Genomic DNA, 24,623 nt, shown 5'->3' on the forward strand with positions numbered 1-24,623 from the left:
CGGCCGGCTACGAAGCGCCTCCCGCTGTGCTACAAGCCGTCCGATGCCTCGCGCGCTCCCCAGCACGGCCCTCATCCTGTCCCTCGTCCTCGGTGCCACCGTGGCCGCGTGTCAGGGGTGCCGTACGCCTCCCGCCGTCACCGCCGAGGAGGACGCGGCCCCCGGGCAGCCGACGATTCGCCTGTACCTCCTCAGCACCATCGCAGGCGCGATCGAGCCGTGTGGGTGCACGAAGGATCAGCTTGGAGGCGTCGATCACCTCGCGGCATTCCTTCGCGCGGAGTCGACCGCGGCGCCTTCGAGCCTGGTGCTCGGCGCAGGTCCGATGCTCTTCGGCGAGCCGACGCTGCGGCCCGAGGAGGTGACGCAGCAGTCGTGGAAGGCGGAGACGCTCGCGGCCGCGGCGAAGGAGATCGGGCTCGTGGCATGGGCGCCGGGCCTGAACGACTGGGCCGCCGGCGGCGCGTCACTCACGAAGTACGTGTCGACCGCGGGATCGGCGCTGCTCGCAGGCAACGTCGAAGGCGCGGCCGGCGTGACGGGCGTCGTGGTGCGCGAGGTGTCGGGCGTGAAGGTGGGGATCATCGGCGTGTCCGAGCCGCGGGATCGCGCGGGGAAGCTGCCGGAGGGCATCACCACGAAGCCGACGCTCGACGCGATGAAGGCGGGTGTCGAGGAGGCGAAGAAGCAGGGCGCGCGCGTGCTCGTGGGGCTCGCGGCGATCCCGCGCGGCGAGGCTTTGCGGCTCGCGGACGCGATCCCGGATCTCGCGGTCCTCGTGCTCGGCAAGCCGCAGGAGACGGACCACAACAACGACGCGCCGAAGCCGCCGATGCGCGTGGGGCAGACGCTCGTCGTGGAGACCTCGAACCATTTGCAGACAGTGGGCGTCGTGGATCTCTACGTGCGGGCGCGGGACGCGGAGGTCCTCTCGTTCGCGGACGCGAGCGGCATCGAGCGCGCCGAGGAGCTCGTCGTGCTCGCGGGGCGCATTCGCGACCTCGAGACGCGGATTCAGTCGTGGGAAAAGGGCGGCAAGGTGAAGGCCGAGGATCTCGCCGCGCGCAAGGCCGACCTCGAGAAGCTCCGCGCCGAGCGTGCGAAGCTCGAAGAGCCGAGCCCCGCGCCGAAGGGCAGCTTCTTCCGGTACAAGCTCGTCGAGGTGCGCGAGAAGCTCGGCGTCGACGGCGCGATGGCCACGAAGCTCGTCGATTACTACAAGCGCGTGAACGAGCACAACCGCACGGCGTTCGCGGACCGCAAGCCCGCGCCCGCGGCGGCAGGGAAGGCGAGCTACATCGGCATCGAGGCGTGCACGGTTTGCCACGACGAGGAGCGCAAGGTCTACGACGGCACGGCGCACGCGAAGGCTTACGCGACGCTGGCGAAGGACTTCAAGGAGTTCAACCTCGATTGCGTGAGCTGCCACGTCACCGGCTACGACAAACCGGGCGGCTCGACGGTCACGTACGTGGACAAACTCAAGGACGTGCAATGCGAGGAGTGCCACGGGCCCGGGTCGCTCCACGCGAGGAAGCCGGACGCCGAGGGGCTCATCATCCTGAAGCCGGATCCGCAGTCGTGCGTCTCGCAATGCCACCACCCGCCGCACGTCGAGAATTTCGACCCGGTGGCGAAGATGGAGCTCGTGCTCGGGCCGGGGCACGGCAAATAACGTATCGCGCGGTCGCGGGATGCGTCGGTTTGTCGACGCTCCCAGGAAAAACGTTTCTCTTGACGGGAGCGAATCCCGTCTCCGACGCGGTTTGTCCTGTTTTCAGCCGCGCACGGGCAGCCCGGCGTTCATCATGACCCGCGTCAGGTGGTCGTCGCCCTCGTCCAGGACCGGCTGCGCGCGCAGCACGACGCGGTCGCGGAAGCGGTACGTGCACTCGATCGACGAAAGGCCCGCCATGTCGAGGCGTTCTTCCAGCTCGGGGAGCTGGAGCCTGCGCACGGGTCCGTCGAGGCCTCCGCGGGCCCAGGGCGCGCCGAGCGTCTCCACGAGGAACAAGGTGCCGTTCGGCGCGAGCATGGCCGTGAGCTCTTCGAGCGCTCGATCGAGCCACGCGAGCCCGTCGCGCAGGGTCCCGCCGCGTAGCTCCATGACGGGCATGAGCACGCTGCCCACCGTGACGACCGTGGCGAGCGGCGCGATGGCGAGCCCGCCGTCGCCGAGCCCCTGCGCGACTGACTTGATCCGCGTGGAGGACCGGGTCAGGGCCTCGGCGAGCGAGCGCTCGGCGCGGATGATCTTCTGAATGTTCGGCTCGACCAGCGTGATGCGGCCGAGCTCGGGGTATGCCGAGGCGATGAGCCGCGTCAGCTTGCCCGTGCCGGCGCCGACGTCGACGAGGTGATCGTCGGCCCCGAGCGGCGGGAGCGAGAGGACGAGCTCACGGTAGTGCTCGGGTTCCCGCTCGGGCCCGGCCGTGAAGGTGGTGTCGTGCAGGTCGTACCAGTCGGGGTGCTCCCAGGGGGGCAACATCCTCCGAGCGTATCGCGACGCCGCCGTCCGCGCCAATCCCGCACGGCCAGCCTCCGGGGCCCGCGTGCGCCTCGGGCGGGTTCGGCAGGACGCACCCTCGGGTATAGCCTGGTCCGGATCGGACGAAAAAAAACTGCCCCGCGACAAACGTATCGGTTGTCAAACGTGGGCGCTGCTTCTATAGTTTGCCCCGGAACGATGTTCGTCTGGACAACCGACGGCGAGACGCACTGCGCGGGCTTCGACGAGACCGGCGCTCTCTTCGGGGGGGCCTTTGCGCTCGTGCTCGGGGGATTGCTCGTGGCGCTCTTGCCTTCGCCCTGGGTCCTCGGGGGGCTCGGGATCGTCGCCGCGTTGTGCGTCGGCTGCCGGTATTCGATCCGGATCGGGCCGGACGGCATTCGCCTGACGCTCTACCGTTTCTGGCTCGTCCCGGTGCACCGGCGGCATTCGTTGCTCGACGCGGACATCGACATTCATCACGACCTCGATCTGGCGGAGATGACGGGGCTCGTCATTCGCGAGCCGTACGCCGATCCCGGCCTCGACAACGAATCCGACGTGTTCGGTCCCCGGTTCGGCCAGACGCGGCTCTTTCGGCTGCACGCGAGGCTCGTCCTCGCGCTCGAAGCCATGCGCGCGGCCGTGGCGAACGTGCCGGTGCCGCCCGAGCTACGCAATTTCTGGCTCGGGCCGCAGATGGGCGCGTTCGACCTCGTCCGCGCGATCCGCGACGGACGGGGGCGGCTCAGGCGGGTCCGATCCGTCTCGCCCGTGTACGTCGGCGAGGTCGAGGTGCCGCCGGGGTCGACGTTTCATTTCAATGAAGACCGCTTCCTCGATCCGCGCCGGGAGGACCGGCTGCACGAGGTGGTGCTCGGCGGGCCGATTCCGCTGCTCGGAAAGATGGTCCGCCCCGGGGCGAGCCTCGTGTTCGCCCCGTCGGGGCGACTGTCCAGCCTGCGCAGCGCATTCGAATCGGATGTGGAGATCGATGGGACCTGGGTGAACGGGCGGGACGTGCTCTCGTTCAACGAAGACGGCGAGCTCATGGGATTCACGCTGGCGAAGGACGGGCGCGCGGCCGGCCTCCGTTTTCCCAGGGGGAGCCGTTTTCAATGCTGGCCCGGGGACGACCTCTTGCCCCCGCGCTGGACCGTGCGCCTCGGCGGCCCGCTCGTTTTGCCCGACATCACGCTGCAAGCGGGCGAGTCGGTCGAGCTGTCGGACGACATCACGCGGATCACCGCCATCTGCCCGCGCCGCGACCTGAAGGCCCACGGGCTCGTGGTGCGGGCCGGCATCGTGCCGATTCCGCTCCGCAAGGACGGAGTCGTCGATCTGGCTGGCTGCTTGAAGAGCGGGATCTTGCGGCCCCGCGAGGGCGCCGAGGGGCTCCGAGGCTGCTGAGCTCAGGCCTTCGGCATCGGCGGCGTCGGCACGAAGAAACCTTCGAATTCGTCCCAGCCTTCACGCGGGCCGGGGAAGCCGAGCACGGCGAGCGTGCGCCGCGCCGGCTCGACGACCGCCGGCGGCAATTCCTCCTCGATGGGAGCGCCGCCCGGCAGCGCGTCGCAGATCTCCTCGACGAGCGTCGCCGCCTCGACCACGCGGCCGACGTCGCCCGAGAGCTCGCCGCTGCGAGACCGGATCCCCTCCGCCGTGCGCACGAACGCGCGGAGCGTCTCCGTCGCCGACGCGAGCGCCTCGGGGCTCGCCGAGCGGACGGAGGCGAACACGCGGGGCGCCGCGAACATGAAGAGGAGGTTCATGCACTGGGACATCGCATGCGCGACCTCGGCCGCGCGGCTGGCGCTCGCATTCATGGAGGAGCATGGTACCACGGACTTTCGGTGTCGGAAAAGCCCTTCGCCGCGTACAGCACACCCACGACGAGGTACGGCCGTCGCTCCGTCCAGAATGGAGAATGACGGTGCGATCACTCCGTCATCGAGGCAAAGAACTCGTTTGGCAGGTCAAACCTTGCCCAGAGGAGCGTGCTTTTCGGCCGGATGACGGCGCGCATATCCAAGGCGGGCGCCCAGAAAGCCGAAGAGCGCGCCGAGCCCGCCGAGCAAGACGAGCAGCACAGCCCAGGTCGGGGCGGACGGACCCGGCGTGGGCGCCGCCGCCGCGAGCGCCCAGGCGAGGGCGGCCGCGACGAACCCGCCCACCGCGCCCTCCTTCGGCCCCGCCTTGGCGCCGAACCGACCGACGAGAAACCCGCCCGCGAGCGAGGCGACCAAAAACCCCGCGAGCTGCAGGCCGATGAACGCGAGCTGCGCGGAGAGCGGCACCACGAGCTTCGCGTCCGCGGGCGCCGGGACCCCGAGCTCGGCCCGATCGACGAGCCGCGCGCCGAGCTTCGCCGCGATCGCCGCGAGCGGCAGCCAGACGAGGAACGTCGCGACCGCGCCGATCCCGGACCAGTGCCACGGCGGCCGATCCTCGGCGTCCGGCTCGTCCGGCGGCGGCCCCGCTTGCACGAGGGGAAGGCGTCGCTTGTTGTCGGGTGCGCTCACCTAGCTCGGCCTGCGCCAGCGCGCGCGGGCCTCGTCCTGCATGCGGAGGAGCCGGCGCTGCTCCTGGATGAAGCTGCCGTAGGCGCGCGGGACCCGCGAGTCCTTGGCGAGCGCGTAGAGCACGCGCAGCGCCGCCTCGGCGTCGTCGGTGGCGCGGTGCGCGTTGACGAGCTCGATGCCGAGCAGCGCGGCCATGTCGCCGAGCGCGCGGCTGCCCTCGTGCTTGTAGAGCTCGCGCGCGAACGTGAGCGGATCGATCCAGTCGACCTCGCGGCGCATCGCGGGCGGAGGGTTTTCCGGACGAACGGAGGCGCGCTCGAGCTCGGCGAGCAAGAAGCCGCGGTCGAAGACGGCGTTGTACGCGGCGGGGATCGCGCCGCCGAGCGTCGCGAGGATCTCGCCGGCGACCTCGGCGAACGAGGGCTTTCCGGCGACGTCCTCGTCGCGGATGCCGTGCACGGCGGTGGACTCGGCGGGGATCGGGCGGCCGGGGTTCACGAGCCAGCTATGGCGCGCGACCACGTCGCCGCGGATGCCGATGACGACGGCGACCTCGACGAGCCGATCCTGCGCGGCGTTGCGGCCCGTGGTCTCGACGTCGAGGAAGGCGATCGGGTGATCGAGCCAGGGCCCGCTCGCGTCGAGCTCGGAGGCGACGCCGACGGCGCGCACCTTGAGCAGGTGCGCGATGCCGGGGTAGTGCCTTCCGGTCGGGAAGCAGCCGCAGGGATCGGCGACCTTCATTTCTTCGCGGGACCTGCGGAAGCCGCGGGCACCGCGGAGCCTGCCGCGGGCGCAGCCGAACCCGCCGCGGGCGCGGCCGAACCCGCTGCGGGCGCAGCCGAACCCGCCGCGGGGATTGCCGACCCTTCGGGCTTCGCGGGGGCCGGCGCCGGCTTGATGCCCGCGAGCTCGAGGTCGAGCTTGATCCACTCCTCGAGGTCTCCGTAGAGGTCCGTGAGCTTGCCGAGCTCGACCTCACGGCCGTTGATGAAGACCGTGGGCGTGCCCTGGAGGCCGACGCCGTCGGCTTGCTTCTTGTCCTTCTCGATGCGGCCGATCGTGTCGTCCGAGCCCATGTCGGCGCGGAACTTCCCGAGGTCGAGCTCGAGCTTCTTCGCGTACCGCTCGAGGTCCGTCTGCTCGAGCCGATCCTGGTTGTCGAAGAGGAGATGGTGCATCTCCCAGAACTTGCCCTGCTTGAACGCCGCGTTCGCCGCGCGCGCCGAGATCTCCCCGTGGGGATGGCTGCCGAGCGGGTAGAACTTGTAGACGGCCCGCACCTGGCCCGGGAACCGCTTCACGAGGTCGTCGACCACCGGGTAAAACGCGCGGCATGCGGGGCACTCGAAGTCCGCCCACTCCACGATCGTCACGGGCGCGTCGGGAGGACCGAGCTCGGGCGAGCCGTCGGTCACGAGCGTGCGGACCTTCTTCGGATCGAAGCGAGCCGCGTACGCTTCCTCGCGCTCTTGCTTGCTGCGCCCGGCTTGCACCTGTTTGAGGAGAAACTGCGCCGCGGGAAAACACGCCTTGCAGGCCCGCTTTTCCTGGATGCACTGGGTGATCGGGACCGGCGTCTCCGCGCACGGGGCGAGGAGCGTCGAGACCTGTGCCGTCCACTCGCGCCGCTCCCGCGGCGTGAGCTGGCCGAGCTCGATGCCAGGGACGCTCGGATCGGGCGTCGCGGAAGGGGCGGGCTTCGATTCGCTCGGGTCGGACGAACCATGACAGGCGCCGCCGCTCCCGAGGAGGGCCAAGAGGAGAGGCGACCATCGCAGTAGGGCCATCGCGGCGCGAGCTTAGTCGGACCCTTCGCGGGGCGCTAGCCCCGGAGCCCCATCGGCAAACCGGGGTTTGGGGCGTAGCTCGGTTTGCCGAGCGGAGCCCCATCGGCGAACCGGACTTTGGAGCGTCGCCCGGTTTGCCGAGCGTAGCCCCGTCGCGCGACTGGGTGTAGCGTGTGCGCGTGCGGAGCATCTGCTATCGGTTTCCCGACCCTCGGCAGTTCGAGCAGATGATCGGTTCGGCCGGGGATTCCGAGCTCGAGCTCGGTCTTCCTTCCGGCGAATCGGTGGAAGACGGCGAGTGGGTGCTCGCCATCTTCGACGTCGGTCCGGAGCGACGGGCCACGTCCGCGGCAGCGCGCGCCTCGATCGGCCCCGAGGGTCCTCTCCTCGCGTTCGAACCACGCGACTGGCGCAGGCTCGCGGACTTCGCGGCGATCGAGGCGTTCCATCGCCCCTCGTCGCGGCCGCCCGCGCGCGCCTCGCAGCCCGAGATCGAGCTGCCGGCGAGCTTGCCGGCGAGCCTGCCGCGCTCGTGGCCGCCGCGCGCCGGCGAAGGCGCGCAGATCCTCGTCGTCGACGACGATCCCGACATCCGCGACGTCGTGAGCGCGATGCTCGAAGCCGTGGGCCTCGTCGTCACGACACGCACGAGCGCGGAGGAGGCGCTCGAGACCGTGCAACGCGAGCACTTCGATCTCCTCGTGCTCGACTGGAACCTGCCGAAGATGACGGGCATCGAGCTCTGCCGGATGATCCGGCGCGAGCTCAACGTCACGCTGCCGGTCCTGTTCTTGACGGCGAACGCGTCGAGCCAGGACATGGTCGAGGCGTTCGCGAGCGGCGCCGACGACTACGTCGTCAAGCCCTTCCGCGCGCCCGAGCTCGGCGCGCGCATCTTCAGCTTGTTACGCCGGACGATAGCTCGAGGAGCGTGATCTCCGCGGGCGCGCCGACGCGCATCGGCGGGCCCCAGTAGCCCGTCCCGCGGCTGACGTAGATTTGCGTCTCGCCGAGGCGATCGAGCCCCGCGACGAACGGCTGCTGCAGCCGCACGAACATCGTCGCGGGGAAGATCTGCCCGCCGTGCGTGTGGCCGCTGATCTGCAAGCCGACGCCGTGCGCGGCGGCCTCGAAGATCTGGCGCGGCTGGTGCGCGAGCAGCACGAGCTCGCGGTTCGGATCACGTCCCGCCACGGCCTTCGCGATGTCGGGGCCGTGCCCCTTCACGTACGAGCCGCCGGTCCAGTCGTCGACGCCCGCGAGGTCGAAGCTCGCCGCGCCGTCGCCGATCGACACGCGCTCGTTGTGCAGCACGCGCACGCCGAGGCGGCCGAGCTCCTCGATCCACGCCTCCACGCCCGAGTAGTACTCGTGGTTGCCCGTGACGAAGTAGACGCCGTGCTTCGCGCGCAGATCCGCGAGCGGCGCGACATGCTCGCCGAGCGCCTCGACCGAGCCGTCGACGAGGTCGCCCGTGATGACGACGACGTGCGGATCGAGCGCGTTCACGCGACCGACGATCTCCGTGAGCCACGTGCGCCCGATCGTCGGGCCCACGTGCACGTCCGTGAGCTGCACGATGCGCAGGCCCGCGAGCTCCTTCGGCAACCTGCGCAGCGTGACGTTCACCTTGCGCACCGCGACCTCGCCGAGCGCCTCCGCCGCGCCCGAGCCCGCGAGGCCGAACGTGATCATGCCGGCCGAACCCGCGATCGTGCGCGAGAGGAACTTGCGTCGCGCCTCGTCGAGCGGGCGCGCGGCGAGCTTCGAAAGCGCGTGCACCGCGGCGCGCATGGGCTCGCTGACGAGCAGCGTCGAGACGAGCAGCGCAGCCAGGCCCATCCACGTGTACACGACGAACGAGACGATCGTGCCCGCCGGGCGCGGCAAGAAGCGCACGACGAACATCGACACGGGCAGCGCGACCCCGAGCCCGACGAGCACGCGCTTCCCCCACGTCTGCACGCGCCGATGCAGCGCCGGCGCGCGCAGCAGCCGGTGCCAGAGGTAGAAGTGGACCGCCCCCACGAGCAGGGCAAAGACGACGAGGAAGATCGCGTACTGGAGGAGGGAGCGCTGCACGCGCTGGAGAATGCCACGCACGTGCGCGCGGCGCTCCGCCCGGGTCGACCGATCACACTACTTCACACAGACGCCGATCCCGTCGGGGTAGCTGTTCGAGGCGCCCTGGCAGACCATGCCATCGGGGCAGTCGTTGCCGCTCGTGTGGCAGAGCGCGCGACAACTGTTGAAGGCGGCCACGCAGAGGTAGCCCGCGGCGCACGGACACGCGCCGTCGAGCGTGCCCGCGCCCGGCGCCACGCAGCTCGTCGTGCCGTCCTCGCGCACGAGCGTGCACGTCAGGCCCTGGGGGCACGACGTGTCGTCGAGCAGCGTGCACTCCGTCGCGGCGATGCATACGGGGATGGGCAGCGGCGCGGCGTTCGCCGTGTCGTCGGCCATCGGCGCAGGCGCGCAGTACGTGTTCGCGGGACAATCCTCGACCGCGCCGCAGCAGTAGGGCCTGCACGAACCCACGCTCGCTCCGGTGAGCGCGCAGCCGAGCCCCGGCGCGCAGTCGCTCGTGCGCGTGCACGGGTCGCCGGACTTGAACGTGCCCGGCGTCAAACACTGGGCCGACGCGCCCATCGGGGTCGGCACGATCTGGCACGAGACGAGGGGCGTGCCGTCGGGGTTCATCGAGACGCCGCAGCCGATCGCGCTCTCGCTCGACATGCACCCTTCGCCGCAGAGGTGCGTGTACGACGTCTTGCCGTCGGGCGGCGGGTTCGTCGTGGGAAACGGGATGTCGCCCGCGGTCCCGCCCGCGCCGTCGGTCGGGGGCGGCGGCAGTCCTTCGCCGCCGGCCGAGTTCCCAGTGTCCTCGTTACTGAACGAGGCCGAACGCTCGTAGGAAGCGTCGAGCTGCATGCTGCACGCGGCGCCGAGGACAGACGCGGCCGCGAGCGAGGAGAGAAGGAAAAAGGACTGGAGGGAGCGCTTCGTTGAGGCCATGGCAAGGTGGGGTGCGAGCGCGGGAAGGAATGCCCGAGTTTATCACCACCCCTCATTCACGTCCCGTGCCGCGCGTCGCTCGCGCAAGGGATCGACGCGTCATGATCTGGACTCCCGCCCGCAGATGCGGCGCGGACCGTCCGCAGGGACGATGCGAGGCGCGGGGCACCGGCGTCGAGGCATGACGCCCGTGTCGCGGGGCGAGGTCGAGGCACAGCGCATGCGCCCCTCTCCGCTCCCGCGAGCGGAGAGGGCGAGCGTCATGGCGTCGTCGGTTTACTTGGCTTCGACGTCGCGCGTGACGACATTTCCAGCGCTGTCGTAGGCGCGGACGGCCACGATGTGCGCCCCGGGCGGGACGATCGAGGCGATGTCGACGTCGAAGGCCTCGGCGGGCTCGTCGAGAACGCCGTCGCTCGGGAAGAGCGGGCGCCACTCGTCGGAGCCGGCGATCGAGACCTCGATGCGGGCGATGGGGCCGAGGCCGTCGACGACCTCGCCCTTCAGCTTGCGGCCCTGCATCGCGAGCGCCTTGTAGACGGGCGGCGTGTTGTCGACGAGGACCGTGGCCGATTCGAGCGAGTGCTTCTGCACGCGATCGGGCGGGTTCGAGAGCTCGTCCGTCGCCTCGACGAGGATGCGGTAGGGGCCCTCGGGCAGGCCCGTCGTGTCCCAGTCGAGCTCGGGACGCGTGAGCTTCTCGCCCGGCTTCTGCACGCTGCGCCAGGTGTTCTGGCCTTCGAGGCGGTACGAGACGCGGTAGCGCAGGTCGTCCTGATCGGGGTTGTCGACGCGCCACGAGAGCTTGATCGAGCTCGACGGCCGCGGCGACTCGCCGCCCGACGGGACGATGCCCATCTTGCCGCTCTTGCTGCCGCTGTTCTTCGCCGTCGCGTCGATCGAGGTGATCACCGCGCGGGCATTGTCGGTGACGAAGTAGAGCGTGACCTCGCGCAGCACCGCCTTCGGGTCGCGGCTCCATCGCGAGCGAATCTGCACGTAGCGGCCCGGCGGGCTCTGCACGTCGCCAGGCGCGCCGAGGCCCGCCGACCACGCGCTCCACGTCGCGTCGGGCGTCTCGGTGTTGCCGCTGCGCGTGGAGAGCTCGAGCTGACCCTCCGAGCGCCACGCGAGACGACCGAACGATGCGCGCAGGCCCGCGTCGAGCACCTTGCTCGTCCACACCGCGTCGGCGCCGCCCGTGCCCTTGATCTCGCGGAACACCACGGGGTCGGTCGTCGCGAGGAAGCGCTGCTTGCCGCTCACCACGACGGCGCCGATCTGGCGCTCGTCCGTGTCGGCGACGAGGCTCGCGACGTGCGCGTCGTCGACCGTGTAGAGCCGACCCTCGGCGCCCGTGCCCACGTACGGCGCGCCCGCGTCGTCGATCGCGAGCGAGACGTAGTGCGAATCGTTGTCCGTGAGGAGCTGCTCGGCGATGCCGTCCTTGCCGAAGCGGTAGAGCACGCCCTTGCCGGGCTTCGAGGGCCGCGTCGACTGCGGGCCGGGCGGGCCGGTGCGGTTCCGCTTCGGCGGCGCGAAGCTCTCGCCCATCTTGTTCGCCACGACGAACATCGAGCCGTTCTTGCCGAACGCGATCGCCTTCACCTCGTCGGCGTCGAAGTCGTACGCGACCGTCGCGCGGCCCGGGCCCGTGATCTTGTAGAGCAGGCCCTTGCCGTTCGAGCCTGCGTAGAGCGTGCCGTCGTCGGCGACCGCGAGCGAGACGATGTGCGCCTCGTCGCTGTCGAAATGCACCTGCGCCTTGCCCGCTTGATCGACGCGGAAGATCTTCCCCTCGGGCCCCGTCGCCGCGTAGAGCGACTTCGACTTCGCGTCGAACGCGAGCGCCCAGACGTCCTCCGCGCCCGGAAGATCGCCGAACGCCGCCGCGGGACCGCCGTTGCCTCCGCCCGCGGGCAAACGGTAGAGCTTGCCGTCGGGAAACGTCCCCGCGATGACGTCGCCGTTCCACGCGACGACCATCGAGCTCACGGCCATCGCGCCCGTCGTCGCGACGAGCGTGGCCTTGCCGCCGGAGACCTTGAAGATCTTGCCGTCGCTGCCCGTGCCGAGCAGCACCGAGCCGTCGGGCAGCACGACCGAGCTCCACACGCTGCTCGCGTCCTGCACGGGGATCGAGCCGAGCGTGAGGCCGGCGCGCACGTTGCCGTTCGAGTCGACGCTGACGCCCGTCAGATCGCCGCCCTTGAGCTCGTCGATCGTGTCGAGCTGGAAGGTGCGAGTGCCGACGGCGGAGGCCGTCTTCGCGGGAACGACGGCGGCAGCGAGGACGAGCGCGCCGATGCCGAGGCGCGCGATCTTTCCGGGGGAGAGGGATGTCATCGTGAGGCTTTCTTCGGGGCGGGGGAGGATCGTTCTTCTTCGTTCAAGCAGCGAAGCGATCAGCGCAGGACGTTGCGGACCTTCACGCGCACGGTGTCGCGACCGACCATGAACAGCTTCAGCGGCACGGCGGATTGCACCTGCGCGACGAACACCTCGGCCGTGTCGGAGTCGACGCTCGAGCGGAGCGTGTCGAGCGCGCCGGCGGGCAGGCGCGAGGCGATCTTGCCCTTGTAGGCGGCGCCGTTCTCGCGCAGCCGGAACGAGGCGACGAGGCTCTCCGGATCGAAGGTCTGGTTCGGCAGGTTCGCCACGAGCTGCGCCACGTTCTCGGGCGAGGGCAGCGGGCGCTCCACCTCGTAGCCGGGGGCGAGCTCGATCTCGACCTCGCGCCCCGCGAGCTCCGCGGGCACGTCGACCTCGATGATCTTCGTCTCGGTCTTGCCCTGGAAGCGCTGCAACTCGAGCTGGATGTGCACCTTGCCGCCCGCGTCGATCTCGGGCTCGAGGATCTTCGCGCCGCGGAGCGTGACGACCTCGCGCTCGTAGGAGACCTTCACGTCGGTCTCGACGCCTTCGATCGTCACCGGCTCCCAGGGGTTGTTCATGAGCGAGCCGATCGCGCGCACGAGGCGGCCGCGCACGAAGTCCTCGGCGCCGGGGGGGTTGCCGTTGCCGGCGCCGAAGTCCGTCAGCGTGATCGTGCCCCAGCGGCCGATCTTCAGTTTGCTCGTGGCGCGGTAGGTGAGGTCGTTGCGCTCGGAGGCCGAGGTCTCGAACGCGTTGCCGATCGCCATCGCGACGAACGTGGGCGAGAGGAATTGATCATGCGCGACCTCCAGGTTCCACGTCGGGTGCGGGACGCCGCCGGGCGCGTTGATCGTGACCTTCATCGGGAAGACGGGCGCCTTCACGGCCGAGTCGACGACGATCGCGGCCTGGCGATCGTTGACGAGCGCGCCGACGGAGCGCACAGCCTCGCCAATTTTGAAACTGCGGTTCTGGCTCGCCATGATCCAGTGCACGCGCGCGACGGCCGTGGGCAGCGCCTCGACGCCGCCGCCGAGCATCGGATGACCGAAGGCGACGAGTTTGTCGCCGCTCACGCGCGTGACCGTGCCGAGGCCCATCGCGGAGATGTCGCCGCGGATCATCTCGACGCCGATCGCGCCGCCGTCGACGAACTTCGTCGGCGCGTCGGGCGGGGGCTTCGTCGACGTGCCGCCGCCCGCCTGGAGCGGCTCCATCCCCATCGGCCCGAGCAGGTTCTGCGCGATCTTGAGCGACGTCCCCGCGAGGCCGCCGAGCATGATGGGCGTCGAGGCGCGGGCGAGCGCGCTGCCCTCGGGCGGCGCGAGCGCGGTCGCGGCGCGCGCGGCGAGCTGCGTCGCGTGCCCCTGGAGATCGTAGCTCTCGGGCGCGCCGTGGAACATGCGCGCGTGCTTGTCGCGCTTCGGGCGGCCGTCGTCCTCGACCGAGGGCAGCGGGCCCTTGCCGGGGACGGGCATGATCGCCTTCGGGATCGGGCGCGCGAGCTCGTCGAGCATCGACTTGATGGGCGTGACGCCGGCGATGGGCTCGACGCCGAAGAGCCAGCCGTAGGCGTAGGCGCCGATCATCTTTCCATTGAGGTAGATGGGGCTCCCGCTCATGCCGCCGACGGTGCGCGCGACGTCGAGGCGCGGGTGGTTCGGCGTCTTGATGAGGATGAGATCCTGGTTGGGCCGGAAATTCTTGAGCGTGGAGATGACCTCCACGTCGAAGCGCTCGGGGTTCGTCCCGGAGAACACGGTGAGCCCGTAGCCCTTCATGCCGGGTTTGACCTCGGAGAGGGGCAACGTATCGGGCGGATCCGTGATGGCCTCCGCGACGCCGACGCCGACGAGCGCGCTCGTGATCACGCCGAGGGCGAGGCCTGCGGGCACGACGCGGGAGCCGGGGAGGAGTCTGTCGAGGAGCGAAGATCGAGGAGAGGCGGGGCGATCTGTGTCGGGGACGGGGATGAGGCTTCTCGGCACGAGCAGAGCTTAGCGTGAAAATGGAGCGGGGACAGAGCCGCGCGCGTGGATCGAACGCGGGGGATCGCGCCGGGTTCGTGGGAAAGGGCGCCGAAGGTCCGCGAAGTCGAGGCGAGGCGCCTCCGTCCGCGCTACGCTCGGCGCGTGTCCGGCAAGGACGTTGCCGTCGTCGTCCTCCTGATCGTGGGGTTCGCCTCGTTCGTGACCACGCACGTGTGGCTCGCGGGGAGGCTGATTCTCCGCGGTTCGTCGCGCTTGCGCGGGGCGCTCGCGCTCCTCGTGCCGCCGCTCGCGCCGATCTGGGGATATCGGCAAGGCTTCCGGAAAGGCGCGGCGCTCTGGGTGGCTGCGCTCCTCACGTACGTGGTCGCGCGGGTCGTCGCGCAGTTCGCTTGAGCTAGCGCGTGAGGGGCTCGGGCGCCTGCTTGACGTGGCGCTCCCAGACGAGCTTGTTCGCGCCCTCGGCGACCCATCGATCTCGCACCTTCTTGGCGACGTCGCGGTGCTCGGTGGCGACGACGGCGAAAGCCTGGACGAGGCACGTGCCCGGGAAGGACTGGTAGGCGGCGACGGCGCCGACGTAGTCGTCGCGGCCGAGCAAGCTGTCGAGCCTGCCTTCGACGAGGTCGACGATCATGGGCCGGACCTCGGCGCCGACGCTCTGGGTCATGCGGACGCGCTGGCGCTCGCCGATGCGCACGCCGTTCGCGTCGGCGAGGGGCATCGCCATGTCGATGAACTTGGCGAGGCAAGCCTCGGGCTCGTTCGGGCCTTCGATGGTCGTGTACCAGATGGAAGCGACGGCGTAGTGGTCGTCGCCGTACCGATAGGAGGCGCGCGTCGGGTGGCCGAAGATGCGGACCCTGCGCCAGTTTTTCCAGTCGGCAAGGGGGACGTGGAGGGTGTTCCAGAAGTCCTTGCGATGGCCCCAGGGTTCGGCCGCGAGGCGGGCGAGGGCCGCGCTCTCGGGGTCGTCGGCGTCGCCGCCCGGGTTCTCGCGGGTGACGGTCTTGGGGGTCGGGGGCGCGCCGGGGGGCTGCTGCGTGTTCGTCTGGGACGCGCATCCCTCGGCAGCGAGGAGAAGAGCAAAAAGAGGAAGCAAACGCGACATCGACATGGCGAGCCCCTCGGGGTGAGCGAGCCTCAAGGCTAGCAGGTAGACGGAGGCCGCGCGGGGAGCACGCAGGGGGGCGCGCGGGATCGGGGACGTTGCGCGCGGCGTCGGGGAGGCCGCGGGCGAGGTCGGGGAGCTTGCGATCGAGGTCGCGGAGCTCGTGGTCGAGGTCGCGGACGTCGTGGTCGAGGTCGGAGACGTCGTGGTCGAGGTCGGAGACGTCGTGGTCGAGGTCGGAGACGTCGTGGTCGAGGTCGGAGACGTCGTGGTCGAGGTCGGAGACGTCGTGGTCGAGGTCGGAGACGTCGTGGTCGAGGTCGCGGACGTCGTGGTCGAGGTCGGAGACGTCGTGGTCGAGGTCGCGGACGTCGTGGTCGAGGTCGGAGACGTCGTGGTCGAAGGCGTGGACCTTGCGGACGTGGTCTACAGCTTGCCACCACGAAGCCGATCGAGCTCTGCCTGCAGCGCAGCCGCTCGCTGTTCGGCTTCGTCGGCCCGCTTGCGCTCCCCCTCGGCCCGCTTGCGTTCCTCCTTGGCCCGCTTGCGTTCCTCTTTGATCTGACGCTTCGCTTCTTCCAGGGCGCGCTCGTCCTCCTCGCGTCGATGCACGAGGCCGTCCACCATCGACTCCAGCTGGCCGATGATCTCCTCCGATTCCAGGAGCGGCGTGCCTCCGACGACGAACCGCAGGCGGCCCTCCACGAGCATCAATTCGAGCCCCAGCAGCGCGGACGCATAACGCCCTCCCTGCGGCACGATGGGCTGGTAGACGCGCGCCCCCGAGGACGCGAGCCGGTGCCCGCGCAGGCTCAGCCGGCCACGGTCGAAGACGAAATACTCCGGGATTCCCAGCTCGGCGTAGAGCGCGACGTTGCGCTCGTGATCCTTTCGCTTGTCGCCCTCGACGTGCACTTCGAGCACGAAATCGAGCCCCCTGCCTTCGTCGGCGACGACCCACTTGCTCCGCGGATGCGGGTCGACGTCGAGGACGGCCAGGACATCGGGCACGATGCGCGGGCGGTCGGGGTAATACGTCGCGAGCTCCGACGAGAGGTAGACCCTGCGCCCCGTGCGGCGGAAGAAGCGGCCGAGCGCATCGAGCGTGCGCTCCTTGGCCTCGCGGTGCGGGTCGCCCTCGGGCGCCATGATGTCGATGGGGACGTCCGCCGGGAGCATGGCGACGACGCGGCGCCGCTCCTCCGCGGACAGGGAATCCCAGACCTCTTCGGGAGGGGCGCGCGGGTCCTCGGGGTCGACGGTGTACGCGACCGGCTGCCTCATGGGGGGAAACGTAGCATGTCGTGCTTCACGACACGCGCTCTCCGGCCGCTCGTCACGAGGCTCTCGGGGCAGGGCCCGGGGCGCGATAAGATCCGCCCATGATACGTTCATTCCTTCGCGTTTCCTCGATGGGGATCACGGCCGTGCTCGTGTCTAGCTGCGTCGACGATGGTTACGACGAATATGCGCCGAAGCCCCCGCCGAACCTCGCCTGCGCCGCGATCCCCTGCGGAGGCAGCGGGGACGCGTGCGAGCCGTTCGTCATCGAGCCAAACGTCGTCATGGGAGGCTTGAGCTCGGACGCCGAGTCGATCGTCATCCGGCAATACGCGACGCCCGGCTCGATTCGACGCTTGCCGAAGCCCGGATGCTCCGTGCCGCTCCTCGACGTCGGCGGCCTGCGGCTCGAGTGGGCCGTGGTCTCGCACGATTTCCTCGCGTGGACCCAGCGCGGCAACGAGTCGACATGCCTGGGGTCGAATCTCTCCTGGTGCGACCCGAGGCACTGCGAGCCCGACGTGATCCCCGTGCTCGGCGAACAACCCGAATTCGAGAAGCTCGCCGGTCTCGCGCTCGGCGGCGATTACCTTTACTACATGCTCACCGACGGGCTCGTCGGGCGGGTGGCGAAGGGCACGACGAACTACGAGGCGCTCTGGATCGACCCGGAATACAAGGAGGGAATGGCGGCCTCGATGCTCTTCGACATCCGCTACAGCGACGGCCGCCTCTATTTCACGCGCTTCGCGCTGGGGGACGACGTCCCGAGCTCATGCGACGACGGCGAGAAGGCACAGACGGGCGCGGTGTACGCGATCGATCCGTCCGTCGGCGTGGGCGTGGAGGAGAAGGCGCTCGTGAAGGGCATCGATTACGTGACGAGCCTCGACGTCTCGAAGGAATACGTGTTTTTCTTCGCGCAGGGCAGCGCGCTCCTGAACCGCGTCTCGAAGGACGGCGGGGCGTTCGAGTCGTTCGCGCCGAGCGGCGAGCTCGTCTTCTCCGATGCGGCGACGGACTTCGGGCTCGCGGTGTTGCCGCCGATCGAGGTCAGCGGAGATTGGGTCTATTTCGGCGCCTCGACCGCGGGCGGAGGAAAGGCGATCGCGCGGCTGCCCGTGGGCGGATCGAACTGGGGGAGCCAGGAGGCCGAGATCGTCGTGCGGCCGACCGGGCCGTTCCATTTCACGGTCGACGACGAGGCGCTCTACTGGATCGAATGCGAGACGAACGCGGCGTGCTCGAACGGACGCCTCAAGGCGCTCAGCCTCAAGTGAGGACGTAGAGCGACGAGACGGTGTTCGTCAGGTGCAGGTAGGCGACGTCGATGGCGGCGACGTTCTGCCAGCCCGTGATGAGGTTCGTGATCCTGCCGAGCTCGGCCTGGCCATTCTGCGTGTTGTCGACGTGGCCGCTCACGAGGTACGCCGTGTAAGGCGAGTTCGGCAAATACCACAAACGGTCGGTCGCGCGCCCCGCCCCGATACGCTTGTGATCGAGCGTGACGGTGCCGAACACCTCGGTGCCTCGCCCGCCGGAGCCGCCGTCGCGCCACAGGTTTTTGAAGACGCCCTTCGTGATGTTGCTGAAGTTTGCGAGGATGCTCTCGATGCCGCCGGGCATGATCTTGCCGACGACGAAGTGCGGGCTGCCCTTCGCCTTGTCCTTCGGCAGGCCCGGGTAGTTCTTGTTGCCAATCGCCTTCGTTCCGGCCCAGTTGCCGTGGATCACGTTGTAGGGGACGACGACGTCCTCTTTCACGCTCTTGTGCCAGGCGCCGTCCTTGAGGCCCTGCCCTTTGAGGTTGGCCCACCGCGTCTTCACGTCGAGGTTGATACCGGCTTTGTTCACCGCCGCTTCGATCTCGGTGATCCAGTCCTTCAGCGGTTTGCGGTCCTCGGGCATCGAGAGGGCAGCGGGCATGGTGGGCTCCTCGTGGGTTCGTCCTAGCAGAGAAGGTAGCAGGAGACGGAGGTCGCGTGGGGAGCACGCACAGGGGAGGGCGCGAGATCGCGGAGGTGACGCGGAGCGTCGGGACGTCCGGCAGCGTCGGCTCCATTCGATGCGCTCCCGCCATGGAGCGTGATACGATCAAAGGCCCGACATCCCCCGCGCATGAGCACGGACAGCGCCCCCAAGATCCCCGCAGAGCCGGGCGACGTCATCGCGGACAAGTACCGCGTCGAGCGCGTGATCGGGAAAGGCGGCATGGGCCTCGTGGTCGAGGCCCATCACATGACGCTGCCGCAACGCGTGGCGATCAAGATCCTCCTGCCCGAGGCCGCCAAGCAAGGCGACGCCGTGGAGCGATTTCTCCGCGAGGCGCGCGCCGCCGTGTCGATCCAGAGCGAGCACGTCGCGCGCGTGATGGACCTCGGCACGCTCGCGTCGGGTTTGCCGTACATGGTGATGGAGCTGCTCACCGGCGCCGATCTGCAAGAGATCGTGCGGCAGCGCGGGCCCTTGCCCATCGCGCAGGCGATCGACGTGGTGCTGCAAGCGTCGGAGGCCATCGCCGAGGCGCACGTGCTCGGCATCATTCATCGCGACCTCAAGCCCGCGAACATCTTCGTCGGCACGCGGCCCGATGGATCGCCGCTCGTGAAGGTGCTCGATTTTGGCCTCGCCAAGGCGACGAGGGCCGACGCGCTTTACACGAGCCTCACCGCGGCCCATGTGATCATCGGCTCGCCGTTTTACATGTCGCCCGAGCAGATCCGCGGGCTCAAAGGGCTCGACGCGCGCACCGACATCTGGGCCCTCGGCGTCATCCTGTACCAGATCCTCACCGGCAAGCGCCCCTTCGAGGCCGACGCGACGCACGCGCTTTTCCTGAGGATCGGCGGTGATCCGCCCGCCCCGCCGCGCTGGCACAGGTCCGAGATCTCCGCGGGGCTCGAAGCCGTCGTGCTGCAATGCCTCGAAAAAAAGCCGAACGATCGCCCGCAGTCGGTCGCCGACCTCGCGCGGCTCCTGCTCCCGTTCGCCTCCGAGGAGGGGCGCATTTCGGTGGAGCGCATTCATCGCCTGCAAGGCGTCGTGCCGCCCGAGCGCCCGCCCTCGATCGTCGAGGGGACCCAAAAGGGCGCGGCCCTGGAGCAGGCCGCAAGGCAAGCCTTCGGCGAGGTCTCGCTGTCGGACGACGCGATGACGTTGCGACAACCAGCCAAAGCGCCTCCACCCGAGGTGCCCGCCGCGCCGCCCGCGCCTGCGCCCGCGCTCGCAGCACCCGCGGCACACGTCGAGGAGCCGAACGCGCGAAACGGCGCGACGGTGGTGATTCCGAAGGTTGCGCCGATGCCTCCCGCTCCCCTCGTCGAGCCGCCGACGTCGAGCTCGCGTGGGCTCGTCGGGGTCGTCGTGGCCGCGATCGTGGCCCTCGTCGTGATCGCTGCGGTGCTCGCCTCGCGCGCGTGGTGATACCGTCGGCGGGCCATGGACGTCGTCGCTCAAGGTCCGCTCCCCGTCGCCTCGCTCCTCTGGCAGTCGCGTCCCGGCACCTGGGCGCTCACGGTCGTCTGCAAGGCGACGTTCTTGCTCGTGCCCACCGAGGCCCAGCTCGCGCCGGAGCAAGACCCCGTCGTCGAGCAGGACGAGCACTGGGACGACGACGAGTCGCGGAGCCTGCGCGCCGCGAGCGACATGGCCCCGCTCAAGCAACGCGCCGACGTGGTGCTCGTGGGCATGGCCTTCGCGCCCGAAGGGCACCCCACGCGCTCGTTCGTGGCGCGGATGCTCGTGGGCGATGTCGACAAGTCGATCGAGGTCTTCTGCGACAGGTCCTTCTCGCTCGACGGCGTGCTGCAAGAGGGGCCGCGGATCACGCGCATGTCCCTGCGCTACGAGCGCGCCGGCGGAGGGCCGGACACCTGGAACCCCGCGGGCATGCGGCCCGACGCGCGGGATCGGCAAGGCCGCGTCGCCGTCCCCAATTTGCAGCCGCTCGACAAGGTGGTGCGTGGTCCCGGGGATCTGCTCACGCCCATCGGCTTCGGCCCCCTCGCGGCGCGCTGGCCGTCGCGGCAGCAGAAGCTCGGTCGTCACGCAGGTCGATGGACGCCCGCGGAGCTCTCGCGCGCGCCGGCGCCGGAGGACGTGGAGCTCGCGTACTTTCAGGTCGCGCCGCCTGATCAGCAGGTCGACGTGCTGCGCGACAACGAGCGCATCGTGCTCGACAACCTGCACCCGAAGCACGCGCATCTCGTGACGAGCCTGCCGGGCCTCAAGCCGAAGGCCGTGCTCTCGGGTCGAGAGGGCGGTCCACGCGTGATCCCCATGCGCGCCGATACGCTGGTGATCGACACGGAGCGCGCGGCCCTCGTGGTGACGTGGCGGGCGCAAATCCCGCTGCGAAGCGCGCAGGAAGAGGGACGCGTAACCGTCAGCCTGGAGCACGCGGAGAAGGAGCCTCTGCCACGCGAGGAGATGGGCAAGACGGCGGCGTTCGTCCGCGACGAGGAAGGGCCGGCCACGTTGCCCTTCAAGGCGACCTCGCCGGACGCGGTCGTCACCTTCGCGCCGGCGCCGCCGCGATCGCCGCTCGATCGGCCACCTTCGGAGGGGACGATGGCCATCGATTCGGGGGAGCTGCCTTCCCCCGCGGCGGCGCTCCCCTTCGCGGCGACGACGCCGTCGCAGAGCCCGATCACGCAAGGCCCGAAGCCACCTGCGTTGATCTTCGCGACGCCCGCGCCCGAGCCCGCGCCGGCGGCGAGCCCGTGGGCGAGCGGGGTGCCGCAGGTGCCTTCGCCGGAGGCGCCGGGGACGGCAGCACATGCGCGGGAGGGATTCGTTGCTCCTCGAAAGACCATCGGCGAGGCCGTGGTCGAGGGCGGGCTGCCGGTCGCGGTCGCGGCCGGAAGCGCGACGCCTGCCGTCGAGGCGCCGGGCTTCACGGTCGCGTCGGCGACGTATCGAGGCGCGGATCGAGGTGACGTGCTCGTGCTCGCGTGGCTCGATCGGCAGAGCATGCCGCGCGTCGTGCGCAAGCGCGCGTGGCAGCCGATCCTCGACGCGCTCGAGGAGCAGCCCATCGATCCCGAGACCGACGATCCGGCGCTCTCCAGGGATCCGGCCGAGATCCAGGAGCGAGCGCAGGCGCACGTGATCCTCGATCGTGGTGTGCCGGTGGGCTTCGAAGGCCTGCTCGACCTGGCGGTGCGGGCGGCGAAGAAGCGGGGGCACGCCGTGGCGCCGATCGAGCTATGCGAAGGGGATCTCGCGTTGCACTTCGACGAGATCGAGGCGCTGCGGACGACGAAGGCGACGGCGATGCCCTTCGCGCAGGGCCATGAGGCGCTCACGGCCGCCGTCCGGGAGGCCGACGAATTCGTCGGCTCGCCGGGCTACGAGAATGCGCGGGTGCTCGCGGAGCGCATGACCGGCAAGATCTTCGACAAGTTCGCGCTGACCTCACACGCGCTCGCGGGCGACGACCTCGCCAAGCTGGTCGCGCGTTCGCTCGCCGAGGGGCGGCATTACCAGCGGCGCCGATTGCTGGGCGGCTGGCACCTGCGCGCGCTGTTGCACGTGCCGGGCGAGCGGCACCCGATCGTGGTGTACTTGCCGGCGGAGATCGCCGAGCAGCTGCCGCTGTTTTCGCGTTTCCCGGTGCGGCTCCTGGTCGAGGTCCATTTCGCGGTGGACCCGGAGGAGAAGCTTCCGATTGTGCTGCGTGCGGTGGCGCTGGGGCGGGTGGTGCGATTGCCGGAGGGGTGAGGAGCTCACTTCGGCATGGCGGCCTGACCACCCGAGGAAGGTACCCACTTCTTGCACGTGCGGCAGGGGCCGACGACGCGGTTGTCGGGGATGTGGAAGGCGATGAAATAACACCCCCTCAGATCGGGCGCCGTCTTGCCCTCCTTGTAGGCCTCGATGATGCACTCCACTTCCGCGCAGTTCTTGCCGAAGGCCCAGTCGGATCGGTCGGCCTGATTCACGTCGGGGATCCGCTTCCAGATCGAGATGGGCACCTTGCCCTGCGCTCGACCATGGCCGCTCCTCCCGGCGTACCAGCGCTTGGTCTCCGTGTCCCACATCTCGCAAATCACGGTCGTCTCCTTTGTATTGAGCCGCTTCAATAATCTCGGTCGGGCCAGAGCGGCGGCTTCTTCGAGGGACGTCGGCGTGTTCAGGCGGTCCCTGAGCATCTCAACGTTGATCGTGACCTTTTGCGGAGCCAGGTAGGCGCGGTTGGTCCATTCGACGATCTCCTTGAGCTTGAATGGTGTCGTGACGTTCTCCGACCGCGCCAGGTCGACCGCATTCGCGAGGAGCTCTTGTCGGGTGGGGAGCAGGGATTTCCAGCGCACGGATGGGCACGGGACGAGCCCGCTCGGCCCCTCGGCCTCGAACACGAGAGACGAGGCGTTGATCATCCTGCGCGCGGCTCCGCCGACCGACGAGCTCGGCGTGGCCGTCCTCCCCGCGTTGTTGCCGCCGCCGTCGTCCTGCATCATGGCGCATCTCCTTTCGCGCTCGCCTGCGCTGCCTCCTGCCACGCTTCATCTGGAATCCGCTCTTCCAGCAGGGCGATTCGCTCGTCCGGTGGCGTGGCTTCGTCCTCCAGCACCGCGCGCACCGCCGGATGCTCGTGGAACGCCGGCCCCACGACGAGCGAGAGCCCCACGAACGCGGCCAACGTGGACGTCCACGTGAGGCCGAAGCTCCTCCCGCGCGAGATCCCGGACCGGACCGCCGCCCGCAGCGCCGTATCGTCGAGCGCCCGAATTTCTGCCGCGGGATGGGCGCGCAGGAAGGCGAAGATCCGCTCGACGAGCGCGTCCTCCACCAGCGGTTCGAAGGCCTTTCGCTGCCCCCGGCGCAACGTCAGCATCGTCTCACCCCTCCTGCCCCAGCCGCAGAAGCTCGTTCGTGGCGCCCTCGACGAAGAACGATTCGATTTCCGTCCCCAGGATCTCGCTCCGCTGTCGCGGCGTACATGCCGGCCAGAACAGCCGCAGGACGCGCGGGTCATAAAAGCGGAAATACATCCGCTTGCCCGTCTCCTCGTCCTTCACCATGAGCGACCGCCGCAGCCTTTGCCGGACCTCCTTGAACGGCCGCTCGCTCGTCAGATACAGGCCCCAGCTCTCGCCCCACGCGTCCTCCACGAGCACGGGGAGCAGCGGTGATCCCGGCTGGAGTTGCACGAGGTACGGCGCCACCTCGGCGAGGGCCTCGCCTTTCTGGCCTTCGTAGAGCGAGCGAAATTCCTCGTCGCATGCGGCGAGCAATGCGCGGACGCGTCGATCCCGGGCCGCATCCAGAATGGCGAAGAGACGCTTCTCCCGCGACAGCACCACGAGCGCCTCCCGGCGCGCCGAAAGCAGTTCCGGCGAAGGCGGCGGCCCAGGCGGCGCCGGCGGCAGCTCCGACCGGAGATCCTCGCTGCGAATGCGGAACAAGAAGCGCGTCGCGCCGGCGCCGATCCAGGCGCCGTTCTTCAGCTCGGCCTCGTCCACCTGCTTGCCGTCGAGCTCCGTCCCTTGCCGGCTCCGATCGCGCAGGCGGCACGTGGCGCCGTCCCATTCGACCTCGAAATGCGCCAGGGCCATTTGCTCGTCGTGCGCGAGGATCAGATCCGCCCGCCCGCCGCGCCCCACGCAAAATGGCTGCCCCACCGGGAGCCGCACCCGTTGCCCCGCCGATCGCCCCGTGACGATGGAAAGAACGGCCTTCATGGCTCCCCGCTCGGCCCGGCGAGCGAGCTCGGCTCGCATTCCTCGCAGAAGGGCAAACCCAGCGCGGCGGCCAGGAGCAGCACCTGGATCTGCGGCGTCGTGCCGATGTTCACCGTGGCAAATCCGGTGCTGATCACCGCGCCGTCCACGGCCACATCGTCGACGCGCGCGGCCGGCATTCCTCCGATGAACACCGTCTCGCATCCCTCGGCGATCTCGCTCGGCACCTCCTGGCAAAGGATCTCGTCCTCGACCCGCGCGGCCGGCTGAAAGCCGATGATCACCGTCGGGCACCCTTCGGTGATGATGCCCGCGCCGTGGACCTCGCACGTCAGCTCGTCGTCGACACGTGCAGCGAGGGGCATGG

The 24,623-nt window shown here is 69.8% G+C and carries 23 protein-coding genes; 7 read left to right on the forward strand and 16 right to left on the reverse strand.

Features of this window, described 5'->3' with window-relative positions; genetic code table 11:
* The first annotated feature begins 43 nt into the window (after positions 1-43).
* Positions 44-1,675 carry a multiheme c-type cytochrome gene (locus QHF85_RS28430; protein WP_281330482.1) on the forward strand — a complete coding sequence of 544 codons (1,632 nt, stop codon included), beginning with the start codon at positions 44-46 and terminating at the stop codon, positions 1,673-1,675.
* 102 nt (positions 1,676-1,777) lie between these two features.
* On the opposite strand, the gene QHF85_RS28435 is transcribed toward QHF85_RS28430, so the two are convergent.
* Positions 1,778-2,488, reverse strand: coding sequence for a hypothetical protein (locus QHF85_RS28435; protein WP_281330483.1), 711 nt, complete (start codon positions 2,486-2,488; stop codon positions 1,778-1,780).
* Positions 2,489-2,686: 198 nt separating this feature from the next.
* Here QHF85_RS28435 and QHF85_RS28440 point away from each other — a divergent pair, with 198 nt between their 5' ends.
* Positions 2,687-3,898 carry a hypothetical protein gene (locus QHF85_RS28440; RefSeq protein WP_281330484.1) on the forward strand — a complete coding sequence of 404 codons (1,212 nt, stop codon included), beginning with the start codon at positions 2,687-2,689 and terminating at the stop codon, positions 3,896-3,898.
* A 2-nt stretch (positions 3,899-3,900) separates the two neighbouring features.
* Here QHF85_RS28440 and QHF85_RS28445 read toward each other — a convergent pair whose 3' ends face one another.
* The 4 genes from QHF85_RS28445 to QHF85_RS28460 all read right to left on the reverse strand — a co-directional run bounded on the left by QHF85_RS28445 (position 3,901) and on the right by QHF85_RS28460 (position 6,800).
* Positions 3,901-4,314 carry a hypothetical protein gene (locus QHF85_RS28445; RefSeq protein ID WP_281330485.1) on the reverse strand — a complete coding sequence of 138 codons (414 nt, stop codon included), beginning with the start codon at positions 4,312-4,314 and terminating at the stop codon, positions 3,901-3,903.
* 150 nt (positions 4,315-4,464) lie between these two features.
* Entirely contained in the window at positions 4,465-5,010 is a 546-nt protein-coding gene (locus QHF85_RS28450; protein WP_281330486.1) for a hypothetical protein, read from the reverse strand.
* The gene (locus tag QHF85_RS28455; protein WP_281330487.1) at positions 5,011-5,754 is read right to left on the reverse strand and encodes a 3'-5' exonuclease; all 744 of its coding nucleotides are present in this window, start codon (positions 5,752-5,754) and stop codon (positions 5,011-5,013) included.
* Positions 5,751-6,800: a thioredoxin domain-containing protein gene (locus QHF85_RS28460; protein ID WP_281330488.1), complete on the reverse strand. Its 1,050-nt coding sequence runs from the start codon at positions 6,798-6,800 to the stop codon at positions 5,751-5,753. The genes QHF85_RS28455 and QHF85_RS28460 overlap by 4 nt, the downstream gene beginning before the upstream one ends.
* A gap of 179 nt (positions 6,801-6,979) precedes the next feature.
* Between QHF85_RS28460 and QHF85_RS28465 the strand changes: the two genes are divergently transcribed.
* On the forward strand, positions 6,980-7,735 hold the full coding sequence (locus tag QHF85_RS28465) for a response regulator (RefSeq protein WP_281330489.1): 756 nt from the start codon (positions 6,980-6,982) through the stop codon (positions 7,733-7,735).
* On the opposite strand, the gene QHF85_RS28470 is transcribed toward QHF85_RS28465, so the two are convergent.
* From QHF85_RS28470 to QHF85_RS28485, 4 genes are all read right to left on the reverse strand, one after another.
* A complete protein-coding gene (locus QHF85_RS28470) occupies positions 7,698-8,882 on the reverse strand; it encodes a metallophosphoesterase (protein ID WP_281330490.1) in 1,185 nt (394 codons plus the stop codon). The two genes, QHF85_RS28465 and QHF85_RS28470, sit on opposite strands and share 38 nt — an antisense overlap.
* A gap of 57 nt (positions 8,883-8,939) precedes the next feature.
* Positions 8,940-9,815, reverse strand: a complete 876-nt coding sequence (locus QHF85_RS28475; protein ID WP_281330491.1) for a hypothetical protein — start codon at positions 9,813-9,815, stop codon at positions 8,940-8,942.
* 276 nt (positions 9,816-10,091) lie between these two features.
* The gene (locus QHF85_RS28480; protein WP_281330492.1) at positions 10,092-12,161 is read right to left on the reverse strand and encodes a hypothetical protein; all 2,070 of its coding nucleotides are present in this window, start codon (positions 12,159-12,161) and stop codon (positions 10,092-10,094) included.
* Positions 12,162-12,220: 59 nt separating this feature from the next.
* On the reverse strand, positions 12,221-14,179 hold the full coding sequence (locus QHF85_RS28485; protein WP_281330493.1) for a SpoIVB peptidase S55 domain-containing protein: 1,959 nt from the start codon (positions 14,177-14,179) through the stop codon (positions 12,221-12,223).
* 144 nt (positions 14,180-14,323) lie between these two features.
* Here QHF85_RS28485 and QHF85_RS28490 point away from each other — a divergent pair, with 144 nt between their 5' ends.
* Complete coding sequence (locus tag QHF85_RS28490; protein WP_281330494.1) at positions 14,324-14,575, forward strand: hypothetical protein; 252 nt, start codon at positions 14,324-14,326, stop codon at positions 14,573-14,575.
* Between the two features lies 1 nt (position 14,576).
* Here the strand turns inward: QHF85_RS28490 and QHF85_RS28495 are convergent, their stop codons facing one another.
* Complete coding sequence (locus tag QHF85_RS28495; RefSeq protein WP_281330495.1) at positions 14,577-15,326, reverse strand: hypothetical protein; 750 nt, start codon at positions 15,324-15,326, stop codon at positions 14,577-14,579.
* A 390-nt stretch (positions 15,327-15,716) separates the two neighbouring features.
* Entirely contained in the window at positions 15,717-16,574 is an 858-nt protein-coding gene (locus tag QHF85_RS28500; RefSeq protein WP_281330496.1) for a Uma2 family endonuclease, read from the reverse strand.
* A gap of 98 nt (positions 16,575-16,672) precedes the next feature.
* Between QHF85_RS28500 and QHF85_RS28505 the strand changes: the two genes are divergently transcribed.
* A complete protein-coding gene (locus tag QHF85_RS28505) occupies positions 16,673-17,851 on the forward strand; it encodes a hypothetical protein (RefSeq protein WP_281330497.1) in 1,179 nt (392 codons plus the stop codon).
* Here the strand turns inward: QHF85_RS28505 and QHF85_RS28510 are convergent.
* Positions 17,844-18,497 carry a hypothetical protein gene (locus tag QHF85_RS28510; RefSeq protein ID WP_281330498.1) on the reverse strand — a complete coding sequence of 218 codons (654 nt, stop codon included), beginning with the start codon at positions 18,495-18,497 and terminating at the stop codon, positions 17,844-17,846. The two genes, QHF85_RS28505 and QHF85_RS28510, sit on opposite strands and share 8 nt — an antisense overlap.
* Before the next feature lie 192 nt (positions 18,498-18,689).
* Here QHF85_RS28510 and QHF85_RS28515 point away from each other — a divergent pair, with 192 nt between their 5' ends.
* On the forward strand, positions 18,690-19,994 hold the full coding sequence (locus tag QHF85_RS28515; protein WP_281330499.1) for a serine/threonine-protein kinase: 1,305 nt from the start codon (positions 18,690-18,692) through the stop codon (positions 19,992-19,994).
* Between the two features lie 15 nt (positions 19,995-20,009).
* Positions 20,010-22,292 (forward strand): DUF2169 domain-containing protein, encoded by a 2,283-nt coding sequence (locus tag QHF85_RS28520; RefSeq protein WP_281330500.1) that lies wholly within the window; start codon positions 20,010-20,012, stop codon positions 22,290-22,292.
* Between the two features lie 5 nt (positions 22,293-22,297).
* Here the strand turns inward: QHF85_RS28520 and QHF85_RS28525 are convergent, their stop codons facing one another.
* Genes QHF85_RS28525 through QHF85_RS28540 form a run of 4 tightly spaced genes read right to left on the reverse strand, consistent with a single transcriptional unit; the run spans position 22,298 to position 24,621 of the window.
* On the reverse strand, positions 22,298-23,032 hold the full coding sequence (locus tag QHF85_RS28525; protein ID WP_281330501.1) for a hypothetical protein: 735 nt from the start codon (positions 23,030-23,032) through the stop codon (positions 22,298-22,300).
* The gene (locus tag QHF85_RS28530) at positions 23,029-23,409 is read right to left on the reverse strand and encodes a hypothetical protein (RefSeq protein WP_281330502.1); all 381 of its coding nucleotides are present in this window, start codon (positions 23,407-23,409) and stop codon (positions 23,029-23,031) included. Before QHF85_RS28530 ends, QHF85_RS28525 begins: the two co-directional genes overlap by 4 nt.
* A 4-nt stretch (positions 23,410-23,413) precedes the next feature.
* Positions 23,414-24,256: a DUF4123 domain-containing protein gene (locus QHF85_RS28535; RefSeq protein WP_281330503.1), complete on the reverse strand. Its 843-nt coding sequence runs from the start codon at positions 24,254-24,256 to the stop codon at positions 23,414-23,416.
* Positions 24,253-24,621, reverse strand: coding sequence for a PAAR domain-containing protein (locus QHF85_RS28540; RefSeq protein ID WP_281330504.1), 369 nt, complete (start codon positions 24,619-24,621; stop codon positions 24,253-24,255). The genes QHF85_RS28535 and QHF85_RS28540 overlap by 4 nt, the downstream gene beginning before the upstream one ends.
* Positions 24,622-24,623: the final 2 nt, after the last annotated feature.

The sequence above is a fragment of the Polyangium sp. 6x1 genome, from assembly GCF_029946515.1.
Lineage (GTDB): Bacteria > Myxococcota_A > Polyangia > Polyangiales > Polyangiaceae > Polyangium.